Raw genomic sequence first — 23,924 nt, 5'->3', positions numbered from 1 at the left:
TTTTATAGCTTTTGAAATATAGAGCTCAAAGATAGAACGTTCTGGATACGTGTCAGCAGTGCAGCTTGTTCTTCTTCACTGCGCTGTTCACCCTTGGTATTGCCCCATACTGGGCCCGGCCAAGCGATGTCGTCCTTAAAACGAGCAATATGATGGATGTGTAGCTGCGGCACCATATTACCTAGTGCACCTAAGTTAAGTTTGTCTGGCTGAAAAGTCGCTTCTAGAGCTTGGCTTACCGCTTGTGACTCATGCAAGAATTGTTGTTGCTCTTTCATCGGCAGGTGATGAAGTTCTTTTAGGTTGGCACGTTTTGGTACAAGGATAACCCAAGGCACGGCATTGTCTTTATGCAGCAGGGCAAGGCTTAGTGGAAACTCACCAATAACAGTGGTGTCTTTTGCTAATTGAGGATGAAGTTCGAAGCTCATGATCTTTCCAATTAATTGTTTTAGTTGAGTATAAAGTTGGAATGAGAATGTGGCTAGCGCTTACGATCTCAATAAGCAGATTCCCTATCACGGTCGTCCAAAAAAAACAAAAGGTTGACGCTTTCACGCCAACCTTTCTAATTATCTCGAATCTCGAATCTCGAATCTCGAATCTCGAATCTCGATTCGCTTACATACGCTCTAGAGTATCGATACCCAGTAGAGACAGACCTTGCTTAATTGTCTTCGCTGTCAATGCTGCAAGTTTCAGACGGCTTTGCTTAACCGCTTCGTCTTCAGCAACTAGGATAGGGCACGCTTCGTAGAAGCTAGAGAATTGACCCGCTAGTTCGAATAGGTAAGTACACATGATGTGTGGCTGACCTTCACGAGCAACAGACTGAACTGCTTCTTCAAATTGTAGAAGCTTCGCGATAAGTGCTTTCTCTTTCTCTTCAGTGATCTTGATTTCACCTTCAAGCGAGTCCATAGAAACGCCTGCTTTAGCGAATACAGAAGCAACACGAGTGTAAGCGTACTGCATGTATGGTGCAGTGTTACCTTCAAACGCAAGCATGTTGTCCCAATCGAACACGTAGTCAGTAGTACGGTGCTTAGAAAGGTCCGCGTACTTAACCGCTGCCATAGCAACTGTGTTTGCGATAGTTTTCTTCTCTTCTTCTGCTAGCTCTGGGTTCTTAGATTCGATCAGTTGTGCTGCGCGAACTTCTGCTTCATCAAGAAGATCAGCAAGACGAACCGTACCACCTGCACGAGTCTTGAACGGCTTACCATCTTTACCTAGCATCATGCCGAATGCGTGGTGCTCAAGAGATACAGACTCAGGGATGTAGCCCGCTTTACGAACGATTGTCCAAGCTTGCATTAGGTGCTGGTGTTGACGAGAGTCGATGAAGTAAAGAACGCGATCTGCGCCTAGCTCTTCGTAACGGTACTTAGCACATGCGATATCGGTTGTTGTGTATAGGAAACCGCCGTCACGCTTCTGGATGATAACGCCCATTGGGTCGCCATCTTTGTTCTTGTACTCATCTAGGAAAACAACTTGTGCGCCGTCATCTTCTTGAGCAAGACCTTGAGCTTTCAAGTCTTCAACGATTGCAGGAAGCATGTCGTTGTACTTACTTTCGCCCATCACGTCATCACGAGTTAGAGATACGTTTAGACGGTCGTAGTTACGCTGGTTTTGAATCATTGTGATATCAACCAGTTTCTTCCACATCTCTGCGCAGAACTCGTCGCCGCTTTGTAGTTTCACTACATAGTTACGTGCTTTAACTGCAAACTCTTCGTCTTCGTCGTATAGCTTCTTAGACTCACGGTAGAAGGCTTCAAGGTCAGAAAGCTCCATAGAAACTTCACCAGACTCTTGCTGCACACGCTCAAGGTTTGCGATAAGCATACCGAACTGAGTACCCCAGTCACCGATGTGGTTTGCGCGGATAACGTTGTGGCCTAGGAATTCTAGAGTACGAACAACGGCATCACCGATGATGGTAGAACGTAGGTGACCAACGTGCATCTCTTTAGCTACGTTTGGTGCCGAGTAGTCAGCAACGATAGTTTGAGCTTCAGCCGCTGCAACGCCGAGACGAGAATCAGCCAATGCTGCGTCTGCTTGTTGTGCAAGGAAAGCTTCATCTAGGAAGATGTTTAGGAAACCAGGACCTGCGATTTCAACTTTAGAAGCGATACCGTCTAGGTTTAGAACGTCCAATACTTTCTGAGCAAATTCTCGTGGGTTAGTGCCTAGTCGCTTTGCAACGCCCATTACGCCGTTTGCTTGGTAGTCACCAAATTGTGGTTTTGCAGATTGGCGAACAGCCGCAGGAGAGCCTGCAGGTGCGCCAGCGGCTTCTAGAGCCTGAGATACTTTGTCATTAATCAGTGCTTGGATATTCACACGCGTTTCCTTCAATTCAAGGATGATAAGAGTGGTCGTTACTTCGGAGTCAGCTAAGGTTAAGGTGCAATTTACTTAACGCTTTAGTGACGAAATGAACAACAGACTCTGTTTGAGTTCACAAAAATGGCGGTAATGATACCAATTTTGTTGGCCTTCTTATAGGGCGGATTGATAGAAAATTTACATTTCCTTTAACCCAATAAACGCAATTACCGTAGAGATTTCAAAACAACGCTCAATAGAAGGCTTGTTGCAAAAAATAGAGCTGCTACCATGCGCGCATCAGATTTGGAGAAAATAGATTATGACGCTCACGCAAGCACAATTAGAACCGCGACAGATGATTGAACGCCTAGATGATTTTATGGGCAGAATCGAAGAGTTTGGTAGTAAGCTCGGGTTAGATCTAAGCTTTGCTCAAGCAGACCATATTGCAATGAGGGTTAACGAGACCGCTTTAGCAAAAGCAGCGCATGAGGCGTGGGCGGGTTATGGTGAAACCATTTCTCAGGCGATAATCAATGGTCGCCCAATTGTTGTGATTGCTTTTGACGAACCATTAAAGAGCCGAGGTTGGTCGATTGAGTGTCTAGAATTACCATATCCGGCAAAAGGTAAGATTTACCCAAGCCAAGATTGGGAACATGTTGAGTTTGTTATTCCATCTCATGCACAAACGGCTGATGAGTACTTAGCGGACCTTAAAGACACGTACCCGCAGTTCGCTGCTAACTTTGCAACGTTGGCAGAGCAAGGCGTTAAGGTCAAACTTTCTAGTCCGAAAGGTGAAGGCGAGCGTTTGAATAACCCAACGGTTGCGTTTAAGCATCAAGGGATTTGCATCAAGCTGCACCCACACTCATTGAAGAAGATTGTGGAATCAGAGCAGGGTTAATAACGCCCTTCATTACAATGAAAAAAGGGTTGACGATAATTACCAACCCTTTAAAACTACTCGCTATAGAATCACAGTCTTATTGCCGTAAACAAATACATGATCGTTGATCACCTTGTTTAGCGCCTTACTCAATACGTTCTTCTCTACGTCACGACCAGCCTGAGCCATGTCTTTGGCACTGAAGTTGTGATCAACAGGGATCACGTCTTGCTTGATGATTGGACCTTCATCCAAGTCATTGGTTACAAAGTGAGCCGTAGCACCAATGATCTTCACACCGCGCTCATACGCTTGCTGATATGGCTTAGCACCAATAAACGCAGGTAGGAAGCTGTGGTGGATGTTGATGATCTTGTGGTTGTATTTCTCGACGAAGCCCGGAGTTAATACGCGCATATATTTTGCTAGAACTAGGTAGTCGGCATTGTAGCTGTCGATCACGTCTAGCATTTTTTGCTCGTGTTCTTCACGGTTGAGCCCTTCATGAGAAACGTGGTGATAAGGGATGTCGAAGCGCTCAGTCAGGCTCTGTAGAATATCGTAGTTGCCAACAACAGCGGCAATTTCAACGTCAAGGCTACCATCGAAATTCTTCATCAGAATGTCACCTAGACAGTGCGCTTCTTTGGTCACTAGCACTACAATACGTTTGCGTGAGGAGCCCACTAGCTTGCGCTTAGCATTGTCTGGTAGCGCTTGATCTAAATCGGCAAGAAAGGTCTCGTCATTGAAATACCCTTCAAGCTCAGTGCGCATAAAGAAGTGGCCGCTAGTGTTATCTACGAACTCGTTGTTGTGGATGATGTTGAGTTGATGCTTGTAACAAATGTTGGTGATTTTAGAGATTAGTCCCGGCGCATCGGTACAATGCGTTAGCAGTGTTTTCTTTTCCATTTTCATCTTACTTCCATGAAATATTTTTATTCTTTAAAAATTTATACAGTCAGTCGAACGGTTAACTTTGCTGTAATATGACCGTTATAATTAATCTATTATCTGACGACTTTCAACAAAATAGTTGGAAGATGGTTTGCTTTCATGGATATCCTAATAGGAATCGACTAGAGGTGTCTGTTTTACCACTTATTCATGTGCTTAATCTTTCTATCATACAGATGCACTCGGCATTCCACTGTCTCCTCAAACCTGCCATACTTCACGGTCAGATTCCTCAACCCGTACACGGTTTTCTCCAAGTTCGTAAATTATGATATCCAAAACGTTTTCTGCTGATGGCGCGCTAGGTAAAGCAATTCCCGGTTTTCAGCCGCGACAAGCTCAGCTTGATATGGCCGAAGCGGTTTCTAATGCAATCAAAGATTCAAGTCAGTTGGTGGTTGAAGCTGGGACTGGTACAGGTAAAACTTTTGCTTACTTAGTTCCCGCTTTGTTGAGTGGTAAGAAGACCATAATAAGTACGGGTTCCAAAAACCTTCAAGAGCAGCTTTTCCACCGCGACCTTCCGCTAATGACCGACGCGCTCGGCTTTTATGGACAAGTGGCACTGCTAAAAGGGCGTTCTAACTATTTGTGCTTGGATAGACTCAGTCGTCAGATGGTTGAGAGCCATGGTACACACACAGACCCAACACTGCTTGCACAGTTAGTCAAGGTGCGCAGCTGGTCGTCATCGACGCAAACGGGCGACCTTGGTGACTGTGACGATATCGCGGAAGATAGCCCAATTATCCCGACAATTACCTCCACGAATGACAATTGTTTAGGTAAAGAGTGTCCAAGCTATACAGATTGCTTTGTTCTTAAGGCTCGAAAGAAAGCGATGGATTCGGATGTGGTTGTGGTGAACCACCATCTATTCTTGGCGGATTTGGCGATCAGAGAAACCGGCTTTGGTGAGCTGATCCCCGATGCAGATGTGTTTATCTTTGATGAAGCCCATCAACTGCCAGATATTGCGAGTGAGTATTTTGGGCAATCGGTGTCGAGCCGCCAGATACATGAACTCGCGAAAGACATTGAGATTGGCTATCGCACCGAAGCCAAGGATATGCGCCAGCTACAAAAAGTGGGTGATAGGCTGGTTCAGTCTGCCGCAGATCTCAGAATTGTACTGGGTGATACCGGTTTTCGGGGCAACTGGCGTGAAGCACTGAAATCTGAGTCGATTGCCCGTGAATTGGTGCGTATGCAAGATGCGCTTGAGTTGGCGGTTGATGTTTTGAAGCTTGCTCTTGGGCGAAGCCAATTATTGGACACCGCGTTTGAGCGTGCCACTATGATTAAGGCTCGCATTGAGCGCGTTTGCGATGTCTCAATTACTGGTTATTCGTATTGGTATGACACCACGCCACGTCATTTTGCTCTGCATATTACGCCGCTGTCTGTGGCGGATAAGTTCCATGAACAGATCGAGCTCAAACCGGGAGCATGGATCTTTACATCGGCCACGCTCGCGGTATCGGATGACTTTGACCATTTTACCTCTCGTCTTGGCTTAAAACCGAGCCAGCAGTTCTCGCTACCAAGCCCGTTTGATTACTCGAAACAGGCGCGTTTATGTGTGCCTCGCTATTTGCCGGAACCAAACAGTCCGGGGCTCGCGGATAAACTGGTGCGCATGCTTTTACCTGTGATTGAGCAGAACCAAGGGCGCTGCTTTTTTCTGTGTACGTCACACAGCATGATGCGCGAACTTGGCGAACGCTTTAGAGAAACGTTGAGCGTCCCAGTATTGCTACAAGGGGAAACCAGTAAGCAAAAAACCTTGGCTGAGTTTATGGAGTTAGGTAACGCGTTGCTGGTGGCGACTGGCGCATTTTGGGAGGGGATAGATGTTAGGGGCGATGCGTTAAGCTGTGTTATCATCGACAAATTACCCTTTACGGCACCGGATGATCCCTTGCTCAAAGCGCGGATTGAAGATTGTAAGCTTAAAGGTGGCGATCCATTTGCTCAGGTTCAACTGCCTGATGCGGTGATCACCCTTAAGCAAGGTGTCGGGCGATTGATCCGTGATAAGAGCGACAGTGGCGCACTGATCATTTGCGATAATCGTTTAGTGACTCGGGATTATGGCGGCATTTTCCTGGGGAGTTTACCTCCTATTCCACGTACCCGAGATTTAGGGGTAATTAAAGAATTTCTAGCCAAAGCCGACGAATCATAAGTGACGCTTTGGCCACTGTTTTTAGATTTAGATAACGAATATTTGAGACACAAATGAGCGCAAAAATTCTTGCAGTAGACACAGCAACGGAAAACTGTTCAGTAGCATTGATGGTGGGGGAACAAGTGTTCGCCCGCAGTGAAGTAGCACCACGTGACCATACCAAGAAAGTACTGCCTATGGTTGATGAAGTACTGAAAGAAGCGGGATTGACTTTAGCTGAGCTTGATGCGATTGCATTTGGTCAAGGCCCTGGTAGCTTTACTGGCGTGCGTATTGGTATTGGTATCGCACAAGGTTTAGCGTTTGGTGCTGACCTGCCAATGATTGGTGTATCGACACTGGAAGCTATGGCGCAATCAAGCTACCGTCAGTTTGGTGAGACCCATGTTGCAAGTGCCATTGACGCACGTATGAGTGAAGTTTACTGGGCTCGTTACAGTCGTGAACAAGACGGCCGTTGGTCTCTGGTTGATGAAGAGTGCGTTATCCCGCCGCAAGAGCTTGTGAACCAAATTGAAGCAGATCAAAATACTTGGGCAAAGGTTGGTACAGGTTGGGCTGCGTACGCAGAGTACATGGATACGCTATCATTAACTACAAAGCCAAGTGATGTTCTTTACCCTGAGGCGCAAGACATGGCGTTTATCGCACAGTTTGCATTTGCGGCGGGTAAAGCGGTTCCAGTTGAAGAGTCTGAGCCTGTTTATCTACGTGACAAGGTGGCGTGGAAAAAACTTCCTGGTCGTGAATAGCTTCTAGGCTGAAAATAGCTTCTGGGTTGAAAGTAACTTCTTGGGTGCGAACAGTTTCTTGGTCGCAAATAAGCGACAGAGTCACGAACAAACAAAAACGTCATAACTTTTACACGGTTCTGATAAGCCATGACTCTAGATAGCGCATATTTAGAGTCATACCGAGGCAGAGATTGAGTGAATGGTATCAATTAATGGTTTACCTCCTTCTTCGATAGGCAATACATCTAAAGCCAATCGCACCAATAAGAAGAATCAGGTAAAGAAAACCGATGCAAAGACCTCAGTGGCACAACCCACTAAGGTAGCCAATGCTGTCTCGCACTCTATTCGTCATGTTCAAGAATCAGATATTCATCGAGCTCAAGTTCAGTACGACCTTCCTGAAGGGCGAGGACGAAAAGCGATGGAAGAGTATATGGATGTTATGAATCAGGCGAAAAAAGAGGAACTTACAAGACTCATCGGTGTCGATATTTATATATAAAGACATCAATTTATCTTCTACTTTAAGGGTTAGAACCATGTCGATTTCCCCTGCAAAGTTGCGCCTCTTTGCCCTTGGCTTATTCTCTGTGTTGTTGGTCGGGTGTTCATCTCTACCTACAGAACTTGAAACCTCATCTGAAACCGTGATTACTGACTACCAAGAGTGGGTAAATCAACTGCCTGATGCTAAGGATGTCCGTCTAGGCGGTGTGATAGCTAAAGTCACTAATCTAAAAGATAGATCACGCGTTGAAGTGGTAAATATGCCTATTTCCAGCAGTGGTAAGCCAGATCTTGATGCTGAACCAAGTGGTCGCTTTGTCGCTTATGTTGATGGTTATATTGAGCCTCTAAGCTTTGCAGAAGGTCGCTTGGTGACATTTGTGGGTCAATCGGCAGGTTCGGAAAATGGTAAAATTGGCGAGTTCCCGTATACATTCCCAGTGATGAATGTTGATAACCAGCGCCTATGGCAAATCACCGAGCATGTAATTGTGAATGACTTTGCTCCAACGTACTACTCGTGTCGTAGCCTACATTGCCGTAGTTTCCACACCATGCCTAGACAAGGTCGAGTGGTACAAGACTTAGAGTAGTCATTGGAGTTAGCGACTATGTCTCTCGCTTGAATAGACAAGATTAAGGAATGATCATAACGGATGATTGAAAAATCCTATTCACTCCCAAGTGGCACCATGGTGTACCAAGAGCTTGGAAATCCAGAAACGGCCGCTTTGACGGTCGTTTTTGTTCATGGCTGGTTAGATAATTCGGCCAGTTTTACCTCTGTGATGCAGGCAATGCATACCCAGTCGAACCACTATCACATGGTGGCGATCGATCTGTTTGGTCACGGACACTCCTCGCACAAACCCGGCAGTTATTACCCTTTTCATGACTATATCGATGATTTACATCAGTTGGTGGGTAAATTATCGCCAAACAGACTGGTACTAGTAGGACATTCGCTTGGTGCATTGATCGCAAGTTGTTATAGTGCCGCCTTTCCTGAAATGGTGTCTGGATTAATCCAAATTGAAGGTCACGGACCTCTTTCTGAAGCTCCCCAAGCAGCGGTCTCTCGGTTGCGAGATGGGGTACTCAGTCGTCAACGACAGCGAAGAAAGCCTTCACGTCCATTAGTCAGTCTAGAGGACGCCATTAAGCTGAGAGCTCATGCTAATCAAATTGCACCAGATTTGATCGCTCCCGTCGTTGTTCGAGGCATTGCCCAAATTGAGGGCGCTTGGCAGTGGCGTAGCGATCCAAAATTGAAGTGTGATTCTCTCTATCGAATGTCTCAAGCACACGCTGATGCGATTAACGAGGCGATAGAATGCCCTCAACTGATAATTTTGGGAAATGAAGGATTTAAGGATTTACAGCATAATCGCTACAAATCCACTCAAAATCCCCCAATTATCGAGATGATTTCAGGCGGACACCACTGTCATTTAGAGAACCCAGAGTCAGTTTCAGAGCTAATTCTTGGTGTAGTTAACAAAATTTAAACAAGTGTTTGAGCCTTTTAGTGCTCATGCACTAAAGCTGTGCTGTAATATCGCCATGATAAATAGCGGCGAAACAGTCGTCAGCTGATAAACGAGGAGTAACATCGTGGATAAACCTTGGCTTTCACGTTATCCAAGTGACGTACCAGAGCAGATCAACCCAGATCAGTACCAATCTTTAGTTGAGATGTTTGAGCAGTCTGTACAGAAGTACGCCGATCAACCTGCATTCGAAAACATGGGCTCGGTCATGACATTCCGTAAGCTCGAAGAGCGTAGCCGTGCTTTCGCCGCTTACTTACAGAACGATCTGAAACTGCAAAAGGGCGATCGCGTCGCTCTAATGATGCCAAACCTACTGCAATACCCAATTGCACTATTTGGTGTACTGCGTGCTGGTATGATTGCCGTTAACGTAAACCCTCTGTACACACCACGTGAACTTGAGCATCAGCTAAACGACTCGGGCGCAAAAGCGATTGTTATCGTTTCGAACTTCGCGAGTACGCTCGAGAAAGTGGTCGATAACACTCCTGTGAAGCACGTAGTACTGACTAGTCTTGGTCAAATGCTACCGCGCGCGAAGGGTACAGTTGTCGATTTCGTAGTGAAGTACGTAAAAGGCATGGTTCCTAAATACGATCTTCCGGGTGCAATCTCATTCCGTAAGGCACTGCATAAAGGTCGCCGCCTACAATACGTAAAACCATTCATGTCTGGTGATGACATCGCGTTCTTGCAGTACACCGGTGGTACTACGGGTGTCGCGAAAGGCGCAATCCTGACGCATCGCAATATGATCGCGAATGTTCTGCAGGCGAAAGGCGCATACGGCCCTGTATTGAATGAAGGGCGTGAGTTGGTGGTAACGGCACTGCCTCTTTACCACGTGTTTGCACTGACAGTAAACTGTTTACTGTTCGTTGAAATGGGTGGTCGTAACCTACTAATTACTAACCCTCGTGATATCCCGGGCTTCATCAAAGAGCTACAGAAAGTACCATTCACGGCGATTACCGGTGTAAACACACTGTTTAATGCGCTTGTGAATAACGAAGATTTCCATGAACTGGACTTCAGCAACTTACGTCTATCTGTAGGGGGCGGCATGGCTGTTCAACGCGCTGTGGCTGAGCAATGGAAAAAGGTAACAGGTATTCACCTACTGGAAGGTTACGGTCTAACGGAATGTTCTCCACTGGTAACGGGTAACCCTTACGATCTTAAAGATTACACCGGCGCTATTGGCCTGCCTGTACCATCGACAGAGGTTCGTATTATTGATGACGAAGGCAATGTTGTTGCGAATGATCAAGTGGGTGAGCTGCAAGTACGTGGTCCTCAAGTGATGCAAGGTTACTGGCAGCGTCCTGAAGCGACCAAAGAAGTGATCGATCATGATGGCTGGTTGTCGACAGGTGATATCGTTAAGTTTGATGATGAAGGTTTACTGCACATCGTTGATCGTAAGAAAGATATGATTCTGGTATCTGGCTTTAACGTTTACCCTAACGAAATTGAAGACGTCGTTGCTCTGCACGGTAAGGTGCTGGAAGTCGCGGCAATTGGTCAACCACACGAAGTTTCCGGTGAGCTTGTGAAGGTTTACGTGGTTAAGCGTGATCCAAGCCTGACTAAGGAAGATGTGATTGCGCACTGTCGTGAACACCTAACAGGCTACAAAGTGCCAAAACTGGTTGAGTTCCGCGATGATCTACCAAAGACCAACGTAGGTAAGATCTTGCGCCGCGTACTGCGCGAAGAGAACGATGCGGAGCTTGCTAAACGTGCAAGTGCATAAGTGATGGTCTTACCGCTTAATCTAAGCGGTTAATGTAAATTAGTGATAGAATGCCGACAGTGAATGTCGGCATTTTTGTATCCGGCGGAATAATTAAATCAGTGAGAGTTTTTGTGAACTATCAAATCATTACCCAATTGAAAGACCTTGAACGTGTATGTCAGCAAGCCCGTGAAGCCGATGTTGTGATGCTGGACACCGAGTTTGTCCGCACCAGAACTTACTACCCGCAGTTAGGTTTGATTCAATTATTTGATGGTGAAACTCTGTCTTTGATTGACCCAATCGCCTTGGATGAGATGACTCCGTTTGTATCATTACTGAAAGATGCTTCGGTAATGAAGGTGTTACATGCTTGTGGTGAAGATCTAGAAGTGTTCCAAAATGCGTTTGGTTGTACGCCAACACCAATGGTGGATACGCAAATCATGGCTGCTTTCTTGGGGCACGGTTTATCGACGGGGTTTGCAGCCCTGGTGTCCGAATTTGTTGGCATTGACCTTGATAAGAGCGAATCACGCACCGATTGGTTAGCGCGCCCGCTATCTCAAAAGCAGCTTGATTATGCAGCAGCGGATGTTTACTACTTGTTGCCAATGTACAACAAGCTGCTAGAAAAAGTGATGCAAGCTGGCTGGTGGGACGCTGCGCAGCAAGAGTCTGAGCTGCAAGTCAGCAAGCGTATTCGCTCAATTGAACCAGAGAACGCTTACCTAGAAATTAAAGGTGCTTGGCAGTTAAAACCTAAGCAACTGGCTATTTTGAAACCTTTGGCAACTTGGCGACTTAAAGAGGCGATTAAGCGCGACCTAGCGTTAAATTTCATTTTTAAAGAGCAAGATCTTTGGGCGGTAGCACGTTTTGCTATTAAGAATCCAAAGCGCATGGAAGAGGAAGGTTTTGATTTCCGCTCAGTGCGTCGCCACGGTGCGAAAATTAGCTCTATCGTAAAGCTGGCAGAACACACACCAGAAGAAGAGTATCCAGCGGTTGTCGAACGTTTGATGGACTTCCCTGGTTACAAGCAGATGTTTAAAGTCCTCAAAGATGAAGTGAAGAAAGCATCTCAACACAGTGGTTTGGCGACTGAGTTTATCGCGTCTAAAAAACAGCTTAATCAAGTCTTAAGCTGGGTTTGGAAGCACGATCGCAACCCAGAAAAATTGCCAGATGTGATGCAAGGCTGGCGCTTAGATGTGGTTGGCGAGAAGTTGAACAAAGCTATTAAATAGCACGACTATTGAACACACAGACGTAAAAAAAGAGAACTTCGGTTCTCTTTTTTATTCCACCTTTTTTGCAGATAGCGATGATTACTTATCGTCTTCTGGCAGTTTCACGTTCAGTTCCAATACAGAGATGTCGTCATCTTTGTGTTCGAACGTAAGGTCAACCATTGATGGATCAACCTCAACGTATTTGGCAATGCACTTTAAGATGTCTTCTTTAAGCTGCGGAAGGTACGAAGGCGCAGGATCGTCATGGCTACGACGTTCTGCAACAATGATCTGCAAACGCTCTTTCGCTAGGTTGGCTGTGGTTTTCTTCTGTGGTCGAAAAAACTCCAGTAATGACATAGTTGATTAGCCTCCGAATAGTCGTTTGAAGATGCCTTTCTTTTCTTCCGTCAAGAAGCGGAAGTCCACTTGGCTGCCAAGTAGACGGTCTACAGTATCGCTGTAAGCCATGCCTGCGTCGGTCGCTTCATCAAAGATAACAGGTACACCTTTGTTGGATGCGTTAAGTACTGCTTGGCTTTCTGGAATAACACCCAGCAGAGAAATGTGCAGGATCTCTTCCACATCTTCCACACTCAGCATTTCACCTTGGGTAACGCGTGCTGGGTTGTAACGAGTAAGAAGTAGGTGAGTTTTTACTGGCTCTAAGCCTTCTTCAGAGCGGCGAGACTTAGAATCCAAAATACCTAGAATACGGTCTGAATCTCGTACCGAAGAAACCTCTGGGTTAGTCGTCACAATCGCTTCATCTGCAAAGTAAAGTGCCATCAGAGCGCCTTGCTCAATACCTGCTGGAGAGTCACAGATGATGAAGTCGAAGCCCATGTCATCTAGCTCATCAAATACACGACGAACACCGTCTTTAGTGAGCGCATCTTTATCGCGAGTTTGAGAGGCTGGAAGAATGTATAGATTGTCGGTGCGCTTGTCTTTGATCATCGCTTGATTCAGAGTCGCTTCACCATTGATAACGTTGACGAAATCGTAAACGACACGACGCTCACAGCCCATGATAAGATCGAGGTTACGCAGACCAATATCAAAGTCGATAACCGCTGTTTTCTTTCCTTTCAACGCTAAACCTGAGGCAATAGCTGCACTGGAGGTCGTTTTACCTACACCGCCTTTACCTGACGTTACAACGATAATGCGTGCCATTATTTTTTTCCTTTTATTTCTTTATAGTGCGAGTACGTCAACACGTAGTACGTCGTTGTCCATGCTGAACATGGTCTTCTTCTGCCAGTACTCGCTTTCAATTTGATCGCTGAGCCAGTAGTTGCCTGCAATGGAAACCAGCTCGGCTTGTAAATCGTTACAGATAATCTTTGCTTCAGTTTGACCGCTTGCGCCTGCAATTGCGCGGCCGCGTAATGTGCCATGAATATGAATACTGCCATCCGCAATCACTTCCGCTCCAGCACTGACGTGACTCAAAATTAATAGGTCACCATCTTTAGCATAGACCTGTTGTCCAGAACGAATCGGAGTTCTTACCACTTTTGTGGGCGCCATCTTAGCTGGAGCCTGTGAAGGGGACTTGCTCGTCGTCATCACAGCGAAGCCAGCTTCTTTTGCTAGGTTTTGCATGCGCTTATCAGAACAACCCGTCACGCCGACAGGGATCATACCTGCTTGAGAGATGCCGTTTTTAAGTTGAAGGAAGTCGATATCACTAGCAACTTGACTGATGTTAATGACCACAGGAGCTGCAGCAAAAAAGTTTGGTGCTTGGTCGACTTTTTCTTGAAGGAATGACGCTGCATTTTCGACGTTATCATCGGATAAGTGCAAAACAGATAGCGTAAAGCTGCTACCTTTTAAATCTGGGTTACTAGACATCGAAAACTACAGGACCTCAATAACGGTTGGCTACAATTTCTTTCATCTTTACGATAAAGGGCATTGCCTGAAACTAGGTTTATCATGTTATATTCCCAGACCAAGCACAGCAAGTGATCTTGTTGTCAAATGGACGTTTTGTTCCCAATATTTCACCAACATAAACTATTGATCTCGCATGTGAGAGTTTTGTAGTCATAAACAGTTAAAAAAGGTTTGTCATGCTGTGTTCTATATATAAAAGCTCAAAAAAAGAAGGAACATACCTTTATATCCCTAAAAAGGATGATTTTTCACAAGTTCCTGACGCATTGATGGAAATGTTTGGTAAACCTACCTTCGTAATGGTCATCAAGATGGATGGTCGTAAACTGGCGCAAGTGAACATCGATAAAGTTCGTGAGTCTTTAGAAACTGACGGCTTCTTTTTACAATTGCCGCCACCACCAGTGAATGAACTTGAGTTGTACAAGGAGCGTAAAGCTCAACAAAACACTCAAGATGAAGAGTAGTCGTACTCACCTTAATTCAGGGAGGAATGATCGTTGAGTAAATTATCGCAAACCCTAATTACCGTGTCGGCGTTGTTGGCTGGCAGTGCAGTGGCTCCGTTACACGCTAACGAGTTGAGCTTTGAGCAGTTTGTTGAAAAGCTAAAACAGCAGGGCTCAGAGCAAGGCATCTCTCAATCGATCATCGACCAAGCTTTTGATGGCGTGACATTTAAACCGCGTGCAGTGAAGGCGGATAAAAATCAGCCAGAGAAAAAACTGACGCTCGACGAGTACATCCCAAGAGCGGTTCCTGCTTGGAAGGTGAAACAAGCGCAGTCGCTTTACGATAAGCACTATACGGAGTTGAAACGCATCGGTGACGAGTATGGTGTTCAACCTCGCTTTATCGTTGCATTATGGGGCGTCGAGAGTAACTTTGGTACTTTTACGGGCAATTATCGTGTGATTGACGCGCTAACAACCCTGGCTTACGAAGGTCGTCGCGAGGCGTTCTTTACCAAAGAAGCGATGGCAGCACTGACCATTCTTGAAGAGGGACATATTGAGCCTCAAGACATGAAAGGGTCATGGGCTGGAGCGATGGGGCAACCTCAGTTTATGCCAAGCTCTTTTCTAGCTTATGCGGCGGATGGTAATGGTGACGGTAAGAAGGATATCTGGAATACCGAAGCCGATGTTTTTGCTTCTGCGGCAAATTACCTGAGCCAGTCTGGTTGGGATGATAAGTATACATGGGGCAGACAGATAAAAGTGCCTGCGAATATCTCTCTTGACATGCAGGGTCGCTCGGAAGAGAAAGGCAAGTATCTTCAGGAGTGGTCAAAGTTGGGTATTACACGCTTTGATGGCAGCCCGTTACCTAAGCTTGATGAAGATATTAAAGCTTGGCTGATCATGCCAGACGACCAAACTGGGCGCTCTTATTTAGTTTACAACAACTACAATGTACTGATGAAGTGGAATCGTTCGTACTACTTTGCACTGGCAGTGAGTCACTTCGCTGATCGAATTAAGTTTAAATAGCTCAAGTTTAAACACATTGGCCAAGGCAAAGCGGCGCAAGCCAACAGATTAAAAAGGACTCTTCGGAGTCCTCAGATTGCTGACGAACCCCACTTTTTGAAGTGGGGTTCTCTTTTTCGAGCGGCCGTAGGCCGCGATCGCGATATTTTTTTATTATGCGAAGTTTGGAAGAGCCCAACACTTAAATTGGCATCTAGACGCCATAATTTGACGTATTTGGGACATATTTAGCCCTATTTTTTGTAAATAGCTCACCACCAAGGCTATCTTCTTGATGTTTTGAGCGGCAGCTGCCAACCAACATTGCATTTGCACTTTCGAGAGCCCGCGGAAGCGGGCATAACGGTGACCATGGTGCTGCTTAGCGTCGGCGAAGCTCCGCTCTACCGTCTCACTTCTTCGCCTATACGTCTTTTTCCATAAGGTGAGAGCCGCATTTGGTTGGCTCTATCCATCGCGTCCGTATAGATATGTCTTGTAATGACTTTCTTTATATTTTTACTTTGCGTACAGTCATCTCTCATTGGACAGAACGCACACTCTTTCGGGTCGGAGTGATACTCACGATACGCATCTCTAGACGTTGTTTTATAGATGAGCTCTTGACCGTTAGGGCAGCGGTAACTGTCTCGCTCTCCATTGTAGATGAAGTGCTTTTTCTTGAACGCATTCTTTGTTCTCGATGGTCTGCGATAACCGAACACGCCTAAGATATTTCGACGCTCTAATGACTCAGCGACTGGCGCAGTGAAGTAGCCCGCGTCGAGTCCAACGGCGATTGGATTAAGGTTAAATTGCTCTAGGGTATAGTCCAGACGCTTCACATAAGGTTGAGAGTCATTGATATTACCTGCTGTGACATGGGTATCTAAGATAATGCCATGCTGTCCATCCACTGTACGGTGGTCGAGATAGAAGAAGCCTTGGGGTTTATTATCTCGAGTCATGAAGCCACTTTCCGGGTCGGTAGTACTCGTTTTGGTGCTCTTAGTTTTAGGCTCAGCGGTACGTGACTTTAGAGGTTTCTTACCCTCTTTCTCTCGGTCTAGCGCGACATCTTCATCGAGCATGTCAAGATAAGCACTGGCGCGAACCTTAGTCACTTTGTTCGTGTGCTTATTTTTGTTGGCATTGGCTTTTAGGTGCGTGCTGTCAGTAAATAGTTCTTGGCCTGCGACTAAACCTTTCGCCATTGCCTGCTCTACGATATTGATAAAGATACGCTCAAACACATCGGTACCATTAAAGCGGCGAATACGGTTTTGGCTGAGTGTCGATGCATGGATAACTTTCTCTGTCAGTGACATACGCAGGAACCATCGATAAGCGACATTGACTTCAATCTCTTTCACGAGTTGTCGCTCGCTTTTTATTCCGAAGAGGTAACCAAGCAGGATGATTTTAAACAGGCGTACAGGGTCAACAGGTGGGCGACCGTTGTCTTTACAGTAGAGGTGAGCGACTTCATTACGGATAAACTCGAAGTCGATGGCTTTATCTATCTTACGAACTAAATGGTTCTGAGGAACGAGCTGTTCCATGGTGACCATTTCGAGTTCATATTGTTGAGGTGAAGGCTCTTGAAGCATAGTGAGATATCCATATTTCGATACCCCTATTAGATCAAAGGTCTAGCTTGAAAGCTAGACCTTTGTCAGCAGTCTGAGGACTCTTCGGAGTCCTTTTGTTTTGGTGTTTTCAGATAAATGGCCTTTTTAGAATAGGCCGTTTCTTAAAGATAGAGGGCAAGCGGAGTGTTAACAGACAGAGCGGCGCAAATGGTGATCTTTCACGCCTTGATCAAACACGGTGGTTTCACCAGTGCAGCGAAGAGTCTCAATGTATCGGTATCACACATCAGTAAGTAGATTGCACTGTTGGAAGACAACATTGGGATTAAACTGGTTCAGCGTACGACACGTAGCCTAACGCTGACCGGAGCAGGCGAAGTGTTCTATCAGCACTGTGAGCAGTTATTTGGCACGCTTAAAGCTGCACAAATGGATATGGAGAGTCAGCGCGATGATGTCTCCGGTAAGTTGCGAGTTGGGATCTCTCAATCGTTTGGTACTTTGCATGTCATTCCCGCTATCGATCAGTTGCGTCAGCTCTATCCACAGCTCAAAGTCGAGATTCACCTGTTCGATTACAAAGTAGACATGATCGAAGAGCGCTTGGATCTATGGATCACCAATAATGAGGCACTGCCGGAAGGCTACATTGCTCAACGATTGGCGGATAGCCAATTTGTGGTGGCGGCATCACCGGATTATTTGATCAAAGCAGGCACGCCAAGTTGCCCTTCGGAGCTGAGCGACCACAACTGTCTTATCTATCGTAGCCGTGAGCGTGATTACACCTCTTGGGCGTTCGATAACGGACAAGAAAGTTTATGTGTCACCGTAAGTGGTGATTACTCTGTCGATCTCGCAGAGGCGGTAAGAGACGCGGCTGTGGCAGGGTGGGGAATTGCTTATCTTGCGACTTACCTCGTCAAAGAGGAGTTTCGTAGTGGGCAATTGATTCAAGTCTTGCCGGAATGGAAAGCGAGCCAAATCATGCCATTTTTTGCCGTGTATCCGAGCCGCAAGAACATGCCGAAAAAACTATCGACCGTGATTGAGTTTCTTAAACAGCATATTGGCTCTCCAACTTATTGGGATCAAAATCTGAAAACTTGTGTTGAATTACACCGCTAACTGTCGCTGTTTTTGAAAATATAATTTCCATATGGAAAAAGTATTAAAAACAATCAATATAGTTTCAATTAATTCAATAGGTTAGATATTTCGGGTTAAAATCGCCTATTGAACCAACATCCATGTAACAACCGCAACTTGCCGCAAACGATTTCCTCTATACAATGCGTCGCCTTTCCTACTACAACTTTTTCAGGTTTGACGCACATGGCATCCCTAATTGGAATCATTACTCTTTTAGTAATCGCTTGGTTACTATCTACGGACAGAAAAAATATTCAGCTGAGAACGGTGTCTCTTGCTTTCCTACTACAAGTTTCTTTTGCACTGCTTGTACTTTACGTGCCTATGGGCAAAGAAGTGCTTAATGGTGTTACAGGAGCAGTGTCGAGCTTAATCAATTATGGTCAAGAAGGTATCGGCTTCCTATTTGGTGGCCTAACCAATAGTGGTTTTGTATTTGCTATCAATGTTCTTGGTATCATTATCTTCTTCTCAGCTTTGATTTCGGGTCTGTACCATATTGGTTTCATGCCAAAAGTGATCAACCTAATTGGCGGCGCATTGCAGAAGCTGCTGGGTACAGGCCGAGCGGAGTCTCTTTCTGCTACGGCGAACATCTTCGTTGGCATGATTGAGGCACCACTGGTGGTTAAGCCTTACCTGAAGCATATGACTGATTCTCAGCTGTTTGCGGTAATGACTTGTGGCTTGGCATCGGTAGCTGGCGGTACATTAGTAGGCTATGCGTCTCTGGGCGTAGATCTGAACTACCTAATCGCAGCGGCATTCATGTCTGCGCCTGCAGGCTTACTGATGGCGAAGATTTTGGTTCCAGGTAGTGCCAATGAGACTCAAGAGAGCATTGAATCAGATGTAGAAATTCCACGAGCAACCAACGTAGTTGAGGCCATGGCAGATGGGGCTATGTCCGGACTTCGTATTGCAGTCGCAGTGGGTGCAACACTTCTTGCCTTTGTCAGTGTGATTGCAATGCTGAACGGCATGCTAGGTGCAGTTGGAGGTTGGTTCGGCGTGGACCTAAGCTTCGAGCTTATCCTAGGTTATGTGTTTGCACCCGTTGCATGGCTGATTGGTGTGCCATGGGACGAAGCGATTGTTGCGGGCTCACTGATCGGTAACAAGATTGTTGTGAATGAGTTTGTAGCCTTCATCCAGCTGATGGAAGCGAAGGAAGTGTTGAGCGAACATTCTCAAGCCATCGTTACTTTTGCGTTGTGTGGCTTTGCCAACATCTCAACCATGGCGATTCTGATCGGTGGTTTGGGTAGCCTAGTACCAGAGCGTCGCTCATTCATCTCTAAGTACGGCTTCCGCGCGATTTGTGCAGGTGTGTTAGCGAACTTGATGAGTGCTTCGATTGCAGGTGTAGCACTGTCGCTATAGCCTTTTCCATAAGTGAATAGCTAACAAAAAAGCCGCGACGGATGAATTGTCGCGGCTTTCCTTTATTTGGAGTAATGTTGACTTGAGAAAGCCGTTACTTATGAGAGTGGAACTGCTCGCAAGCGATCATTGTGTTCTCGATAAGGCTTGCAACCGTCATCGGGCCAACACCACCCGGAACTGGAGTGATAAAGCTTGCGCTCTCTTTTGCGACATCATATTCCACGTCACCCACCAACTTGCCAGATTCTAGGCGATTGATACCCACATCGACCACCACGGCACCCTTCTTGATCCACGCTCCCGGAATGAAGTTAGGTTTACCTACCGCAACCACAACAACGTCTGCTTGACGAACGTGACCTTCCAAGTCTTTGGTGAAACGGTGACAAGTCGTGGTCGTACAACCCGCTAGAAGTAGCTCTAGAGTCATAGGGCGACCCACGATGTTTGATGCGCCGACAACAACCGCGTGCTTACCACGTAGGTCGATGTTGTAGCGATCAAGCAGAGTGATGATACCTTTTGGCGTACAAGAACGTAGCTTAGGGATACGTTGTGCCAGACGGCCGACATTGTATGGGTGGAAACCATCAACGTCTTTTTCTGGCGTAATACGCTCTAGCACGTGTGTGCTATCGATACCGGCAGGAAGAGGTAACTGAACAAGAATACCGTCGATTTCTGGATCTTCGTTCAGTTGGTCAACTAGAGTGAGTAGCTCTTCTTCGGTTGCTGTTGCTGGTAAGTCAAAAGACTTTGATACAAAACCGACTTCTTCACACGCTTTGCGCTTGCTTCCCACATAAACCTGAGAAGCTGGGTCTTCACCCACTAAAACTACCGCTAGGCCCGGAGCTCGCAAGCCTGCTTCAGTACGTGCTTTTACACGTGCAGCAACTTCAGAACGAACGGTTTGAGATATTAGCTTTCCATCAATATTTTGAGCAGTCATGAATTTCCTTAGTAGTGATATTCAAGTTAGTGGCTGATGTTTTGGCGCATTATTCCAGAAAACGTTTTTGATTTCCATCAAGCAAACGTTTGCTTTGCTCTAATTTTCAACACTTATAATGTCTTTGCCCTTTTTTTACCCACTTAGATCAGAATGTTAGATAAAGCCGTTGCTTTACTGATTCGAATTCGTATAATTCTTTCCTGTAGCGCGCCCTTAGCTCAGCTGGATAGAGCACGTCCCTTCTAAGGATGTGGTCGTAGGTTCGAATCCTACAGGGCGTGCCATTATTTTAAAAGGCCTGACAGCTTATTAAGTTGTCAGGCCTTTGTCGTTTTGGGGCGGTATAAAACAGTAATATGGTTTATACCAATCGTAGTAAATAATTGCTCACCCTAGCTTGTTAAAACGCTCGATAACTGCGTTAGAATTTTTGATTGTAGAATAACTACTTACCGAAACTCTCTGTTGCAGAAAAGCTGCCTTGTTCTCAAGCCTTTTTCCTGCGCTATTTTTGATCACTTACTTACTGTGATTGGTATTACTTAAAGTATGTCTGTGCTTGCGTCAGAATAACGAGAGATGATTGGGTTCTGCATAGCATTAGGGTCACCAGGCGACCACATACCACGTTTCATTCCTTGAACGATTAAGTGGATCACGGCTGCATCTATTGCTGACATCACAGCAATATTCACGGGTTCATTTTGACTATAGCCCATCTCAACTTCTAGTAACTCTTTGTAGTCAACAAAGCGAAAAGCCCCGAAGCCGATCTCATGTGAAGAAATGGTTTTGGTTGTGGTTACGCTCAAAAGAACCTGTCCAGTTCGAACATCAACTGCTCTTAGGTTAACCGTGACTTGATCCGTTCTGTATTGTCCTGAGCCACCAATACCTAAATACTTTGCACCTGCGCCACCGGTAACAATGTTCGAATCGTAAGCGACGATCCCGCCTTCAATAACAATGTTTGCAGAGCTCAAAGACGACAAGTCTGCGCCATGATTATTCACAACCTTATCTTTTTTCTGAGCGGCTCGAATGATCTTACGTTCCGTTAATAAATTCTGAAGCCCTTCACGCTCAAGTGGGATAAACCATCGTGAATCAATCAGTGCCGTTGTGAGCAGTGATGTTCCTCCCTGTGGCACCGCTGTTGAGAAGTTACTGTTGGGTTGAGGTTTGTATTGCCCGGTTTGATCTCTAAAATCATACACTGAGACCAAAATTTTACCGCGTGGTAGTGGCAACGAAATGAGGTCGACATACGTTGTTCCCCTCGGCATCAGCTTAGGTGATTCAGAAGTCTCTGGGATTTGCATAGAGTAAGAGCATCCTCCTAACACCAAGGTTAGGAAGACGATAATCATCGATTTCATAACATAACCCTTGTGATTAGAGGTCTGGGTTTAGTCCCGATACGCTAATTTCTGTTGATTCGCCGGTCGCTTTATCCACTATCTGAACGAGTAAAGATCCAGAATCATCAACAATATTGAGGAAGAAGTCGTCCGTTTCTAATTGTCCAGTGTTACCGTTCCCCACATCAGCAAGCAGCTGACTTATCAAACGAGACTCTAAGCTGGATGCTAGGCGATCTAGTGCGGATTCTTGTTCACCGAAAAAGTCCCTAGCGTTTGGGTCTTCAAAATCATTGATCGCATTAGCATGGTTAAATAGGTGAGAGCTATTTAAAGCATTTCCACCAAAACTTGGGTTTACGGGCGTATAGACCAATTCGCTCGCGCAAATAGTAGGGGAAGTTAGCAGTGCAATAAGCGTGATTTTTCTTAAAATTGTCGACATCCTTGGCTCCTTAAAATTCATCATGATCGAGATCGTAAGTGTCCTGAAAGAGCCTTTCCGCTTGCCATCTTATGATGTAATTCCCAACAACTCGCGTTGCATCAGCAGCTCGCTCTTTTGCTTGTCGACGACCGGGAGACAATGCTGTGCGGAAGATGGGTTTTCTAGAGTGCTGAACCTCTATGATGCTTCCAGACAATGCTGTTGGTCTCTCTTTTACCGTCAAATTTTCCTTCAGGTTGGGATAATTTTCATTGATCGATTGCGAGAAGAAGAAATAGAAATCATCACCTAAGCGCGTAATTGTTCTGTCAACTATTATCCCATTCACTTCACTAAAGTCGTTAAATTGTTCCTTCAAGCTTTTTGTCGAATCCTCAAAGTTTGTCCCATTTTCTAAAGGCGCACCATTTTCAAGTCTGTGACTCTTTTCTCCTGCACTAACAGTGCAAGACAGCAACGCAACGATATACAGTTTCATTGTCATATGTGCTTCCATTTATGAAATAAAAATATGATTCATCGAAACACAATTAAGCCTAACTGATGCTCACAGTGGCATATATAAACTTTTGGGTTAATTTTTAATAGGATTTAGTTAACTAATGTAGAGGTAGGCGCAACAATTACTAATTAAATTTATCATATGCAATTAAGTATTTTTACCTCTAAGTTTATAGATGATATTCATCTGCAAACCTATTATTCCCTCATGCTAGTGAGTTACATAGCGTTCAGTAGGAATATATAGATCATCGCGAGTAGAGAGTTTTCCTCAAATATATGCTCGTCGTTAATATGTATTCTTTGTTGATCAGGTGAACATTAGATATTTTAAGGTAGACATGATGATAAGTAAGATAGCGTCTCTTGCAAGCGTGGTTTGTTTATATTTATCAATAGGTAATGTCAATGTTTCAATGGCTTCTGATGTTGAAGGAGACTTTTTATACAATGTGGATCGAGACATAGTTAATGAGTACAGAGAACTTTATAATATGTACTCTACAGACTTAGACAACTATTCAGAGATCGACATAACTAATAGCTCTGATTCAAATGCTACCATTGTTCAATATAGCCCAGGAATTAAAGCAAACAATAGAGCGAAAATAAAACAGAGCGGATATTCTAATTCCGCTGATATTTCTCAAGTAGGGAGGAATAACGTCGCATATATAAATCAAGAAGGCACAGGTAATACCGTTGTAATTGGGCAGATCGGTGGGAATAGTGAAGCGCTGATTTCCCAAGATGGAAACCACAATTTGGCAGTACTAGGACAAGCAAACTTCTCTGGACAAAGAAGCCAATTAAGCATCGACCAAAAAGGTAATCATAATGTCGCGTTTATGGCTGGTTCGGGAGGTGACAACTTAGGGATTTCTCAAGATGGGCACGATTTAGCGATCGTTAACGCATCGAGCTCGATGAGGATCTTTATCAATCAAGCAAACTAGTGCGCAGTATAGAAAGCTTGATTCACAGCCACTTCAG

Annotated in this window: 23 protein-coding genes, 1 tRNA gene and 1 pseudogene; 14 read left to right on the top strand and 11 right to left on the bottom strand. The window is 45.2% G+C overall.

Annotated features, from left to right (window positions below; translation table 11 throughout):
• Window positions 1-2 precede the first annotated feature (2 nt).
• Window positions 3-431: an HIT family protein gene (locus tag AC6I7V_RS09725; protein ID WP_255230201.1), complete on the bottom strand. Its 429-nt coding sequence runs from the start codon at window positions 429-431 to the stop codon at window positions 3-5.
• 190 nt (window positions 432-621) lie between these two features.
• The gene (gene argS, locus AC6I7V_RS09720; RefSeq protein WP_255230202.1) at window positions 622-2,355 is read right to left on the bottom strand and encodes an arginine--tRNA ligase; all 1,734 of its coding nucleotides are present in this window, start codon (window positions 2,353-2,355) and stop codon (window positions 622-624) included.
• A gap of 307 nt (window positions 2,356-2,662) precedes the next feature.
• Here argS and AC6I7V_RS09715 point away from each other — a divergent pair, with 307 nt between their 5' ends.
• Window positions 2,663-3,253: a VOC family protein gene (locus tag AC6I7V_RS09715; protein WP_498010791.1), complete on the top strand. Its 591-nt coding sequence runs from the start codon at window positions 2,663-2,665 to the stop codon at window positions 3,251-3,253.
• A 63-nt stretch (window positions 3,254-3,316) separates the two neighbouring features.
• Here the strand turns inward: AC6I7V_RS09715 and purU are convergent, their stop codons facing one another.
• Complete coding sequence (gene purU / locus AC6I7V_RS09710; protein ID WP_255231808.1) at window positions 3,317-4,150, bottom strand: formyltetrahydrofolate deformylase; 834 nt, start codon at window positions 4,148-4,150, stop codon at window positions 3,317-3,319.
• A gap of 313 nt (window positions 4,151-4,463) precedes the next feature.
• On the opposite strand from purU, the gene yoaA reads away from it, so the two are divergent.
• The 7 genes from yoaA to rnd all read left to right on the top strand — a co-directional run bounded on the left by yoaA (window position 4,464) and on the right by rnd (window position 12,171).
• Complete coding sequence (gene yoaA / locus AC6I7V_RS09705; RefSeq protein WP_498010790.1) at window positions 4,464-6,383, top strand: DNA repair helicase YoaA; 1,920 nt, start codon at window positions 4,464-4,466, stop codon at window positions 6,381-6,383.
• A gap of 53 nt (window positions 6,384-6,436) precedes the next feature.
• Window positions 6,437-7,138: a tRNA (adenosine(37)-N6)-threonylcarbamoyltransferase complex dimerization subunit type 1 TsaB gene (tsaB, locus tag AC6I7V_RS09700; protein WP_498010789.1), complete on the top strand. Its 702-nt coding sequence runs from the start codon at window positions 6,437-6,439 to the stop codon at window positions 7,136-7,138.
• Window positions 7,139-7,319: 181 nt separating this feature from the next.
• Entirely contained in the window at window positions 7,320-7,625 is a 306-nt protein-coding gene (locus AC6I7V_RS09695) for a chromosome partitioning protein ParA (RefSeq protein WP_255230205.1), read from the top strand.
• A 37-nt stretch (window positions 7,626-7,662) separates the two neighbouring features.
• Complete coding sequence (locus tag AC6I7V_RS09690; RefSeq protein WP_498010788.1) at window positions 7,663-8,223, top strand: Slp family lipoprotein; 561 nt, start codon at window positions 7,663-7,665, stop codon at window positions 8,221-8,223.
• Window positions 8,224-8,286: 63 nt separating this feature from the next.
• Complete coding sequence (locus AC6I7V_RS09685) at window positions 8,287-9,138, top strand: alpha/beta fold hydrolase (protein WP_498010787.1); 852 nt, start codon at window positions 8,287-8,289, stop codon at window positions 9,136-9,138.
• 106 nt (window positions 9,139-9,244) lie between these two features.
• Window positions 9,245-10,939 (top strand): long-chain-fatty-acid--CoA ligase FadD, encoded by a 1,695-nt coding sequence (gene fadD / locus AC6I7V_RS09680; protein WP_498010786.1) that lies wholly within the window; start codon window positions 9,245-9,247, stop codon window positions 10,937-10,939.
• Window positions 10,940-11,052: 113 nt separating this feature from the next.
• The gene (gene rnd, locus AC6I7V_RS09675; protein WP_498010785.1) at window positions 11,053-12,171 is read left to right on the top strand and encodes a ribonuclease D; all 1,119 of its coding nucleotides are present in this window, start codon (window positions 11,053-11,055) and stop codon (window positions 12,169-12,171) included.
• 81 nt (window positions 12,172-12,252) lie between these two features.
• Here rnd and minE read toward each other — a convergent pair whose 3' ends face one another.
• From minE to minC, 3 genes are read right to left on the bottom strand one after another with little or no spacing between them, the layout of a single operon-like run.
• Entirely contained in the window at window positions 12,253-12,516 is a 264-nt protein-coding gene (gene minE, locus AC6I7V_RS09670) for a cell division topological specificity factor MinE (RefSeq protein WP_004737949.1), read from the bottom strand.
• A 6-nt stretch (window positions 12,517-12,522) separates the two neighbouring features.
• Complete coding sequence (gene minD, locus AC6I7V_RS09665; protein ID WP_255230216.1) at window positions 12,523-13,335, bottom strand: septum site-determining protein MinD; 813 nt, start codon at window positions 13,333-13,335, stop codon at window positions 12,523-12,525.
• A 21-nt stretch (window positions 13,336-13,356) separates the two neighbouring features.
• Window positions 13,357-14,019, bottom strand: a complete 663-nt coding sequence (gene minC, locus AC6I7V_RS09660) for a septum site-determining protein MinC (RefSeq protein ID WP_498010784.1) — start codon at window positions 14,017-14,019, stop codon at window positions 13,357-13,359.
• Window positions 14,020-14,240: 221 nt separating this feature from the next.
• On the opposite strand from minC, the gene AC6I7V_RS09655 reads away from it, so the two are divergent.
• Both AC6I7V_RS09655 and AC6I7V_RS09650 read left to right on the top strand, forming a co-directional pair.
• Window positions 14,241-14,531: a YcgL domain-containing protein gene (locus tag AC6I7V_RS09655; RefSeq protein ID WP_255230218.1), complete on the top strand. Its 291-nt coding sequence runs from the start codon at window positions 14,241-14,243 to the stop codon at window positions 14,529-14,531.
• Between the two features lie 33 nt (window positions 14,532-14,564).
• Window positions 14,565-15,557: a lytic murein transglycosylase gene (locus AC6I7V_RS09650; protein ID WP_498010783.1), complete on the top strand. Its 993-nt coding sequence runs from the start codon at window positions 14,565-14,567 to the stop codon at window positions 15,555-15,557.
• Between the two features lie 153 nt (window positions 15,558-15,710).
• On the opposite strand, the gene AC6I7V_RS09645 is transcribed toward AC6I7V_RS09650, so the two are convergent.
• Window positions 15,711-17,146, bottom strand: a protein-coding gene (locus AC6I7V_RS09645) for an IS1182 family transposase (protein ID WP_498010782.1) whose coding sequence is annotated in 2 segments (ribosomal slippage) — window positions 15,711-15,973 and window positions 15,973-17,146 — 1,437 coding nt in all. Because the reading frame shifts where the segments join, the coding sequence is not laid out codon by codon here.
• 165 nt (window positions 17,147-17,311) lie between these two features.
• Here AC6I7V_RS09645 and AC6I7V_RS09640 point away from each other — a divergent pair.
• Together AC6I7V_RS09640 and AC6I7V_RS09635 are read left to right on the top strand one after the other, a co-directional pair.
• Window positions 17,312-18,256, top strand: a pseudogene (locus tag AC6I7V_RS09640) (LysR family transcriptional regulator).
• A 207-nt stretch (window positions 18,257-18,463) separates the two neighbouring features.
• Entirely contained in the window at window positions 18,464-19,663 is a 1,200-nt protein-coding gene (locus AC6I7V_RS09635; protein WP_255230220.1) for a NupC/NupG family nucleoside CNT transporter, read from the top strand.
• A 94-nt stretch (window positions 19,664-19,757) separates the two neighbouring features.
• Here AC6I7V_RS09635 and folD read toward each other — a convergent pair whose 3' ends face one another.
• Window positions 19,758-20,618, bottom strand: a complete 861-nt coding sequence (gene folD, locus AC6I7V_RS09630; RefSeq protein WP_255230222.1) for a bifunctional methylenetetrahydrofolate dehydrogenase/methenyltetrahydrofolate cyclohydrolase FolD — start codon at window positions 20,616-20,618, stop codon at window positions 19,758-19,760.
• Between the two features lie 210 nt (window positions 20,619-20,828).
• Here folD and AC6I7V_RS09625 point away from each other — a divergent pair.
• Window positions 20,829-20,905: transfer RNA gene (locus AC6I7V_RS09625), tRNA-Arg, on the top strand.
• A gap of 258 nt (window positions 20,906-21,163) precedes the next feature.
• On the opposite strand, the gene AC6I7V_RS09620 is transcribed toward AC6I7V_RS09625, so the two are convergent.
• From AC6I7V_RS09620 to AC6I7V_RS09610, 3 genes are read right to left on the bottom strand one after another with little or no spacing between them, the layout of a single operon-like run.
• A complete protein-coding gene (locus tag AC6I7V_RS09620; RefSeq protein ID WP_498010781.1) occupies window positions 21,164-22,000 on the bottom strand; it encodes a CsgG/HfaB family protein in 837 nt (278 codons plus the stop codon).
• Between the two features lie 16 nt (window positions 22,001-22,016).
• Window positions 22,017-22,427, bottom strand: a complete 411-nt coding sequence (locus AC6I7V_RS09615) for a curli assembly protein CsgF (protein ID WP_255230224.1) — start codon at window positions 22,425-22,427, stop codon at window positions 22,017-22,019.
• Between the two features lie 10 nt (window positions 22,428-22,437).
• Window positions 22,438-22,926 carry a curli production assembly/transport protein CsgE gene (locus tag AC6I7V_RS09610; protein ID WP_420833778.1) on the bottom strand — a complete coding sequence of 163 codons (489 nt, stop codon included), beginning with the start codon at window positions 22,924-22,926 and terminating at the stop codon, window positions 22,438-22,440.
• A 346-nt stretch (window positions 22,927-23,272) separates the two neighbouring features.
• Here AC6I7V_RS09610 and AC6I7V_RS09605 point away from each other — a divergent pair, with 346 nt between their 5' ends.
• Window positions 23,273-23,887 (top strand): curlin subunit CsgB, encoded by a 615-nt coding sequence (locus AC6I7V_RS09605; RefSeq protein WP_498010780.1) that lies wholly within the window; start codon window positions 23,273-23,275, stop codon window positions 23,885-23,887.
• The last annotated feature ends 37 nt before the right edge of the window (window positions 23,888-23,924 follow it).

This window comes from Vibrio sp. KUL70 (assembly GCF_059725515.1).
The sequence above is the reverse complement of the archived record's forward strand: the minus strand, read 5'-3'. Positions and strand labels throughout refer to the sequence as shown.

Excerpts from the sequence above, each read along its gene's own strand:
- AC6I7V_RS09725 (WP_255230201.1), bottom strand. The coding sequence starts at position 431 with ATGAGCTTCGAACTTCATCCTCAATTAGCAAAAGACACCACTGTTATT.
- AC6I7V_RS09715 (WP_498010791.1), top strand. The coding sequence starts at position 2,663 with ATGACGCTCACGCAAGCACAATTAGAACCGCGACAGATGATTGAACGC.
- purU (WP_255231808.1), bottom strand. The coding sequence starts at position 4,150 with ATGGAAAAGAAAACACTGCTAACGCATTGTACCGATGCGCCGGGACTA.
- yoaA (WP_498010790.1), top strand. The coding sequence starts at position 4,464 with ATGATATCCAAAACGTTTTCTGCTGATGGCGCGCTAGGTAAAGCAATT.
- tsaB (WP_498010789.1), top strand. The coding sequence starts at position 6,437 with ATGAGCGCAAAAATTCTTGCAGTAGACACAGCAACGGAAAACTGTTCA.
- AC6I7V_RS09695 (WP_255230205.1), top strand. The coding sequence starts at position 7,320 with ATGGTATCAATTAATGGTTTACCTCCTTCTTCGATAGGCAATACATCT.
- AC6I7V_RS09690 (WP_498010788.1), top strand. The coding sequence starts at position 7,663 with ATGTCGATTTCCCCTGCAAAGTTGCGCCTCTTTGCCCTTGGCTTATTC.
- AC6I7V_RS09685 (WP_498010787.1), top strand. The coding sequence starts at position 8,287 with ATGATTGAAAAATCCTATTCACTCCCAAGTGGCACCATGGTGTACCAA.
- minE (WP_004737949.1), bottom strand. The coding sequence starts at position 12,516 with ATGTCATTACTGGAGTTTTTTCGACCACAGAAGAAAACCACAGCCAAC.
- minD (WP_255230216.1), bottom strand. The coding sequence starts at position 13,335 with ATGGCACGCATTATCGTTGTAACGTCAGGTAAAGGCGGTGTAGGTAAA.
- minC (WP_498010784.1), bottom strand. The coding sequence starts at position 14,019 with ATGTCTAGTAACCCAGATTTAAAAGGTAGCAGCTTTACGCTATCTGTT.
- AC6I7V_RS09655 (WP_255230218.1), top strand. The coding sequence starts at position 14,241 with ATGCTGTGTTCTATATATAAAAGCTCAAAAAAAGAAGGAACATACCTT.
- AC6I7V_RS09635 (WP_255230220.1), top strand. The coding sequence starts at position 18,464 with ATGGCATCCCTAATTGGAATCATTACTCTTTTAGTAATCGCTTGGTTA.
- folD (WP_255230222.1), bottom strand. The coding sequence starts at position 20,618 with ATGACTGCTCAAAATATTGATGGAAAGCTAATATCTCAAACCGTTCGT.
- AC6I7V_RS09620 (WP_498010781.1), bottom strand. The coding sequence starts at position 22,000 with ATGAAATCGATGATTATCGTCTTCCTAACCTTGGTGTTAGGAGGATGC.
- AC6I7V_RS09615 (WP_255230224.1), bottom strand. The coding sequence starts at position 22,427 with ATGTCGACAATTTTAAGAAAAATCACGCTTATTGCACTGCTAACTTCC.
- AC6I7V_RS09610 (WP_420833778.1), bottom strand. The coding sequence starts at position 22,926 with ATGGAAGCACATATGACAATGAAACTGTATATCGTTGCGTTGCTGTCT.
- AC6I7V_RS09605 (WP_498010780.1), top strand. The coding sequence starts at position 23,273 with ATGATGATAAGTAAGATAGCGTCTCTTGCAAGCGTGGTTTGTTTATAT.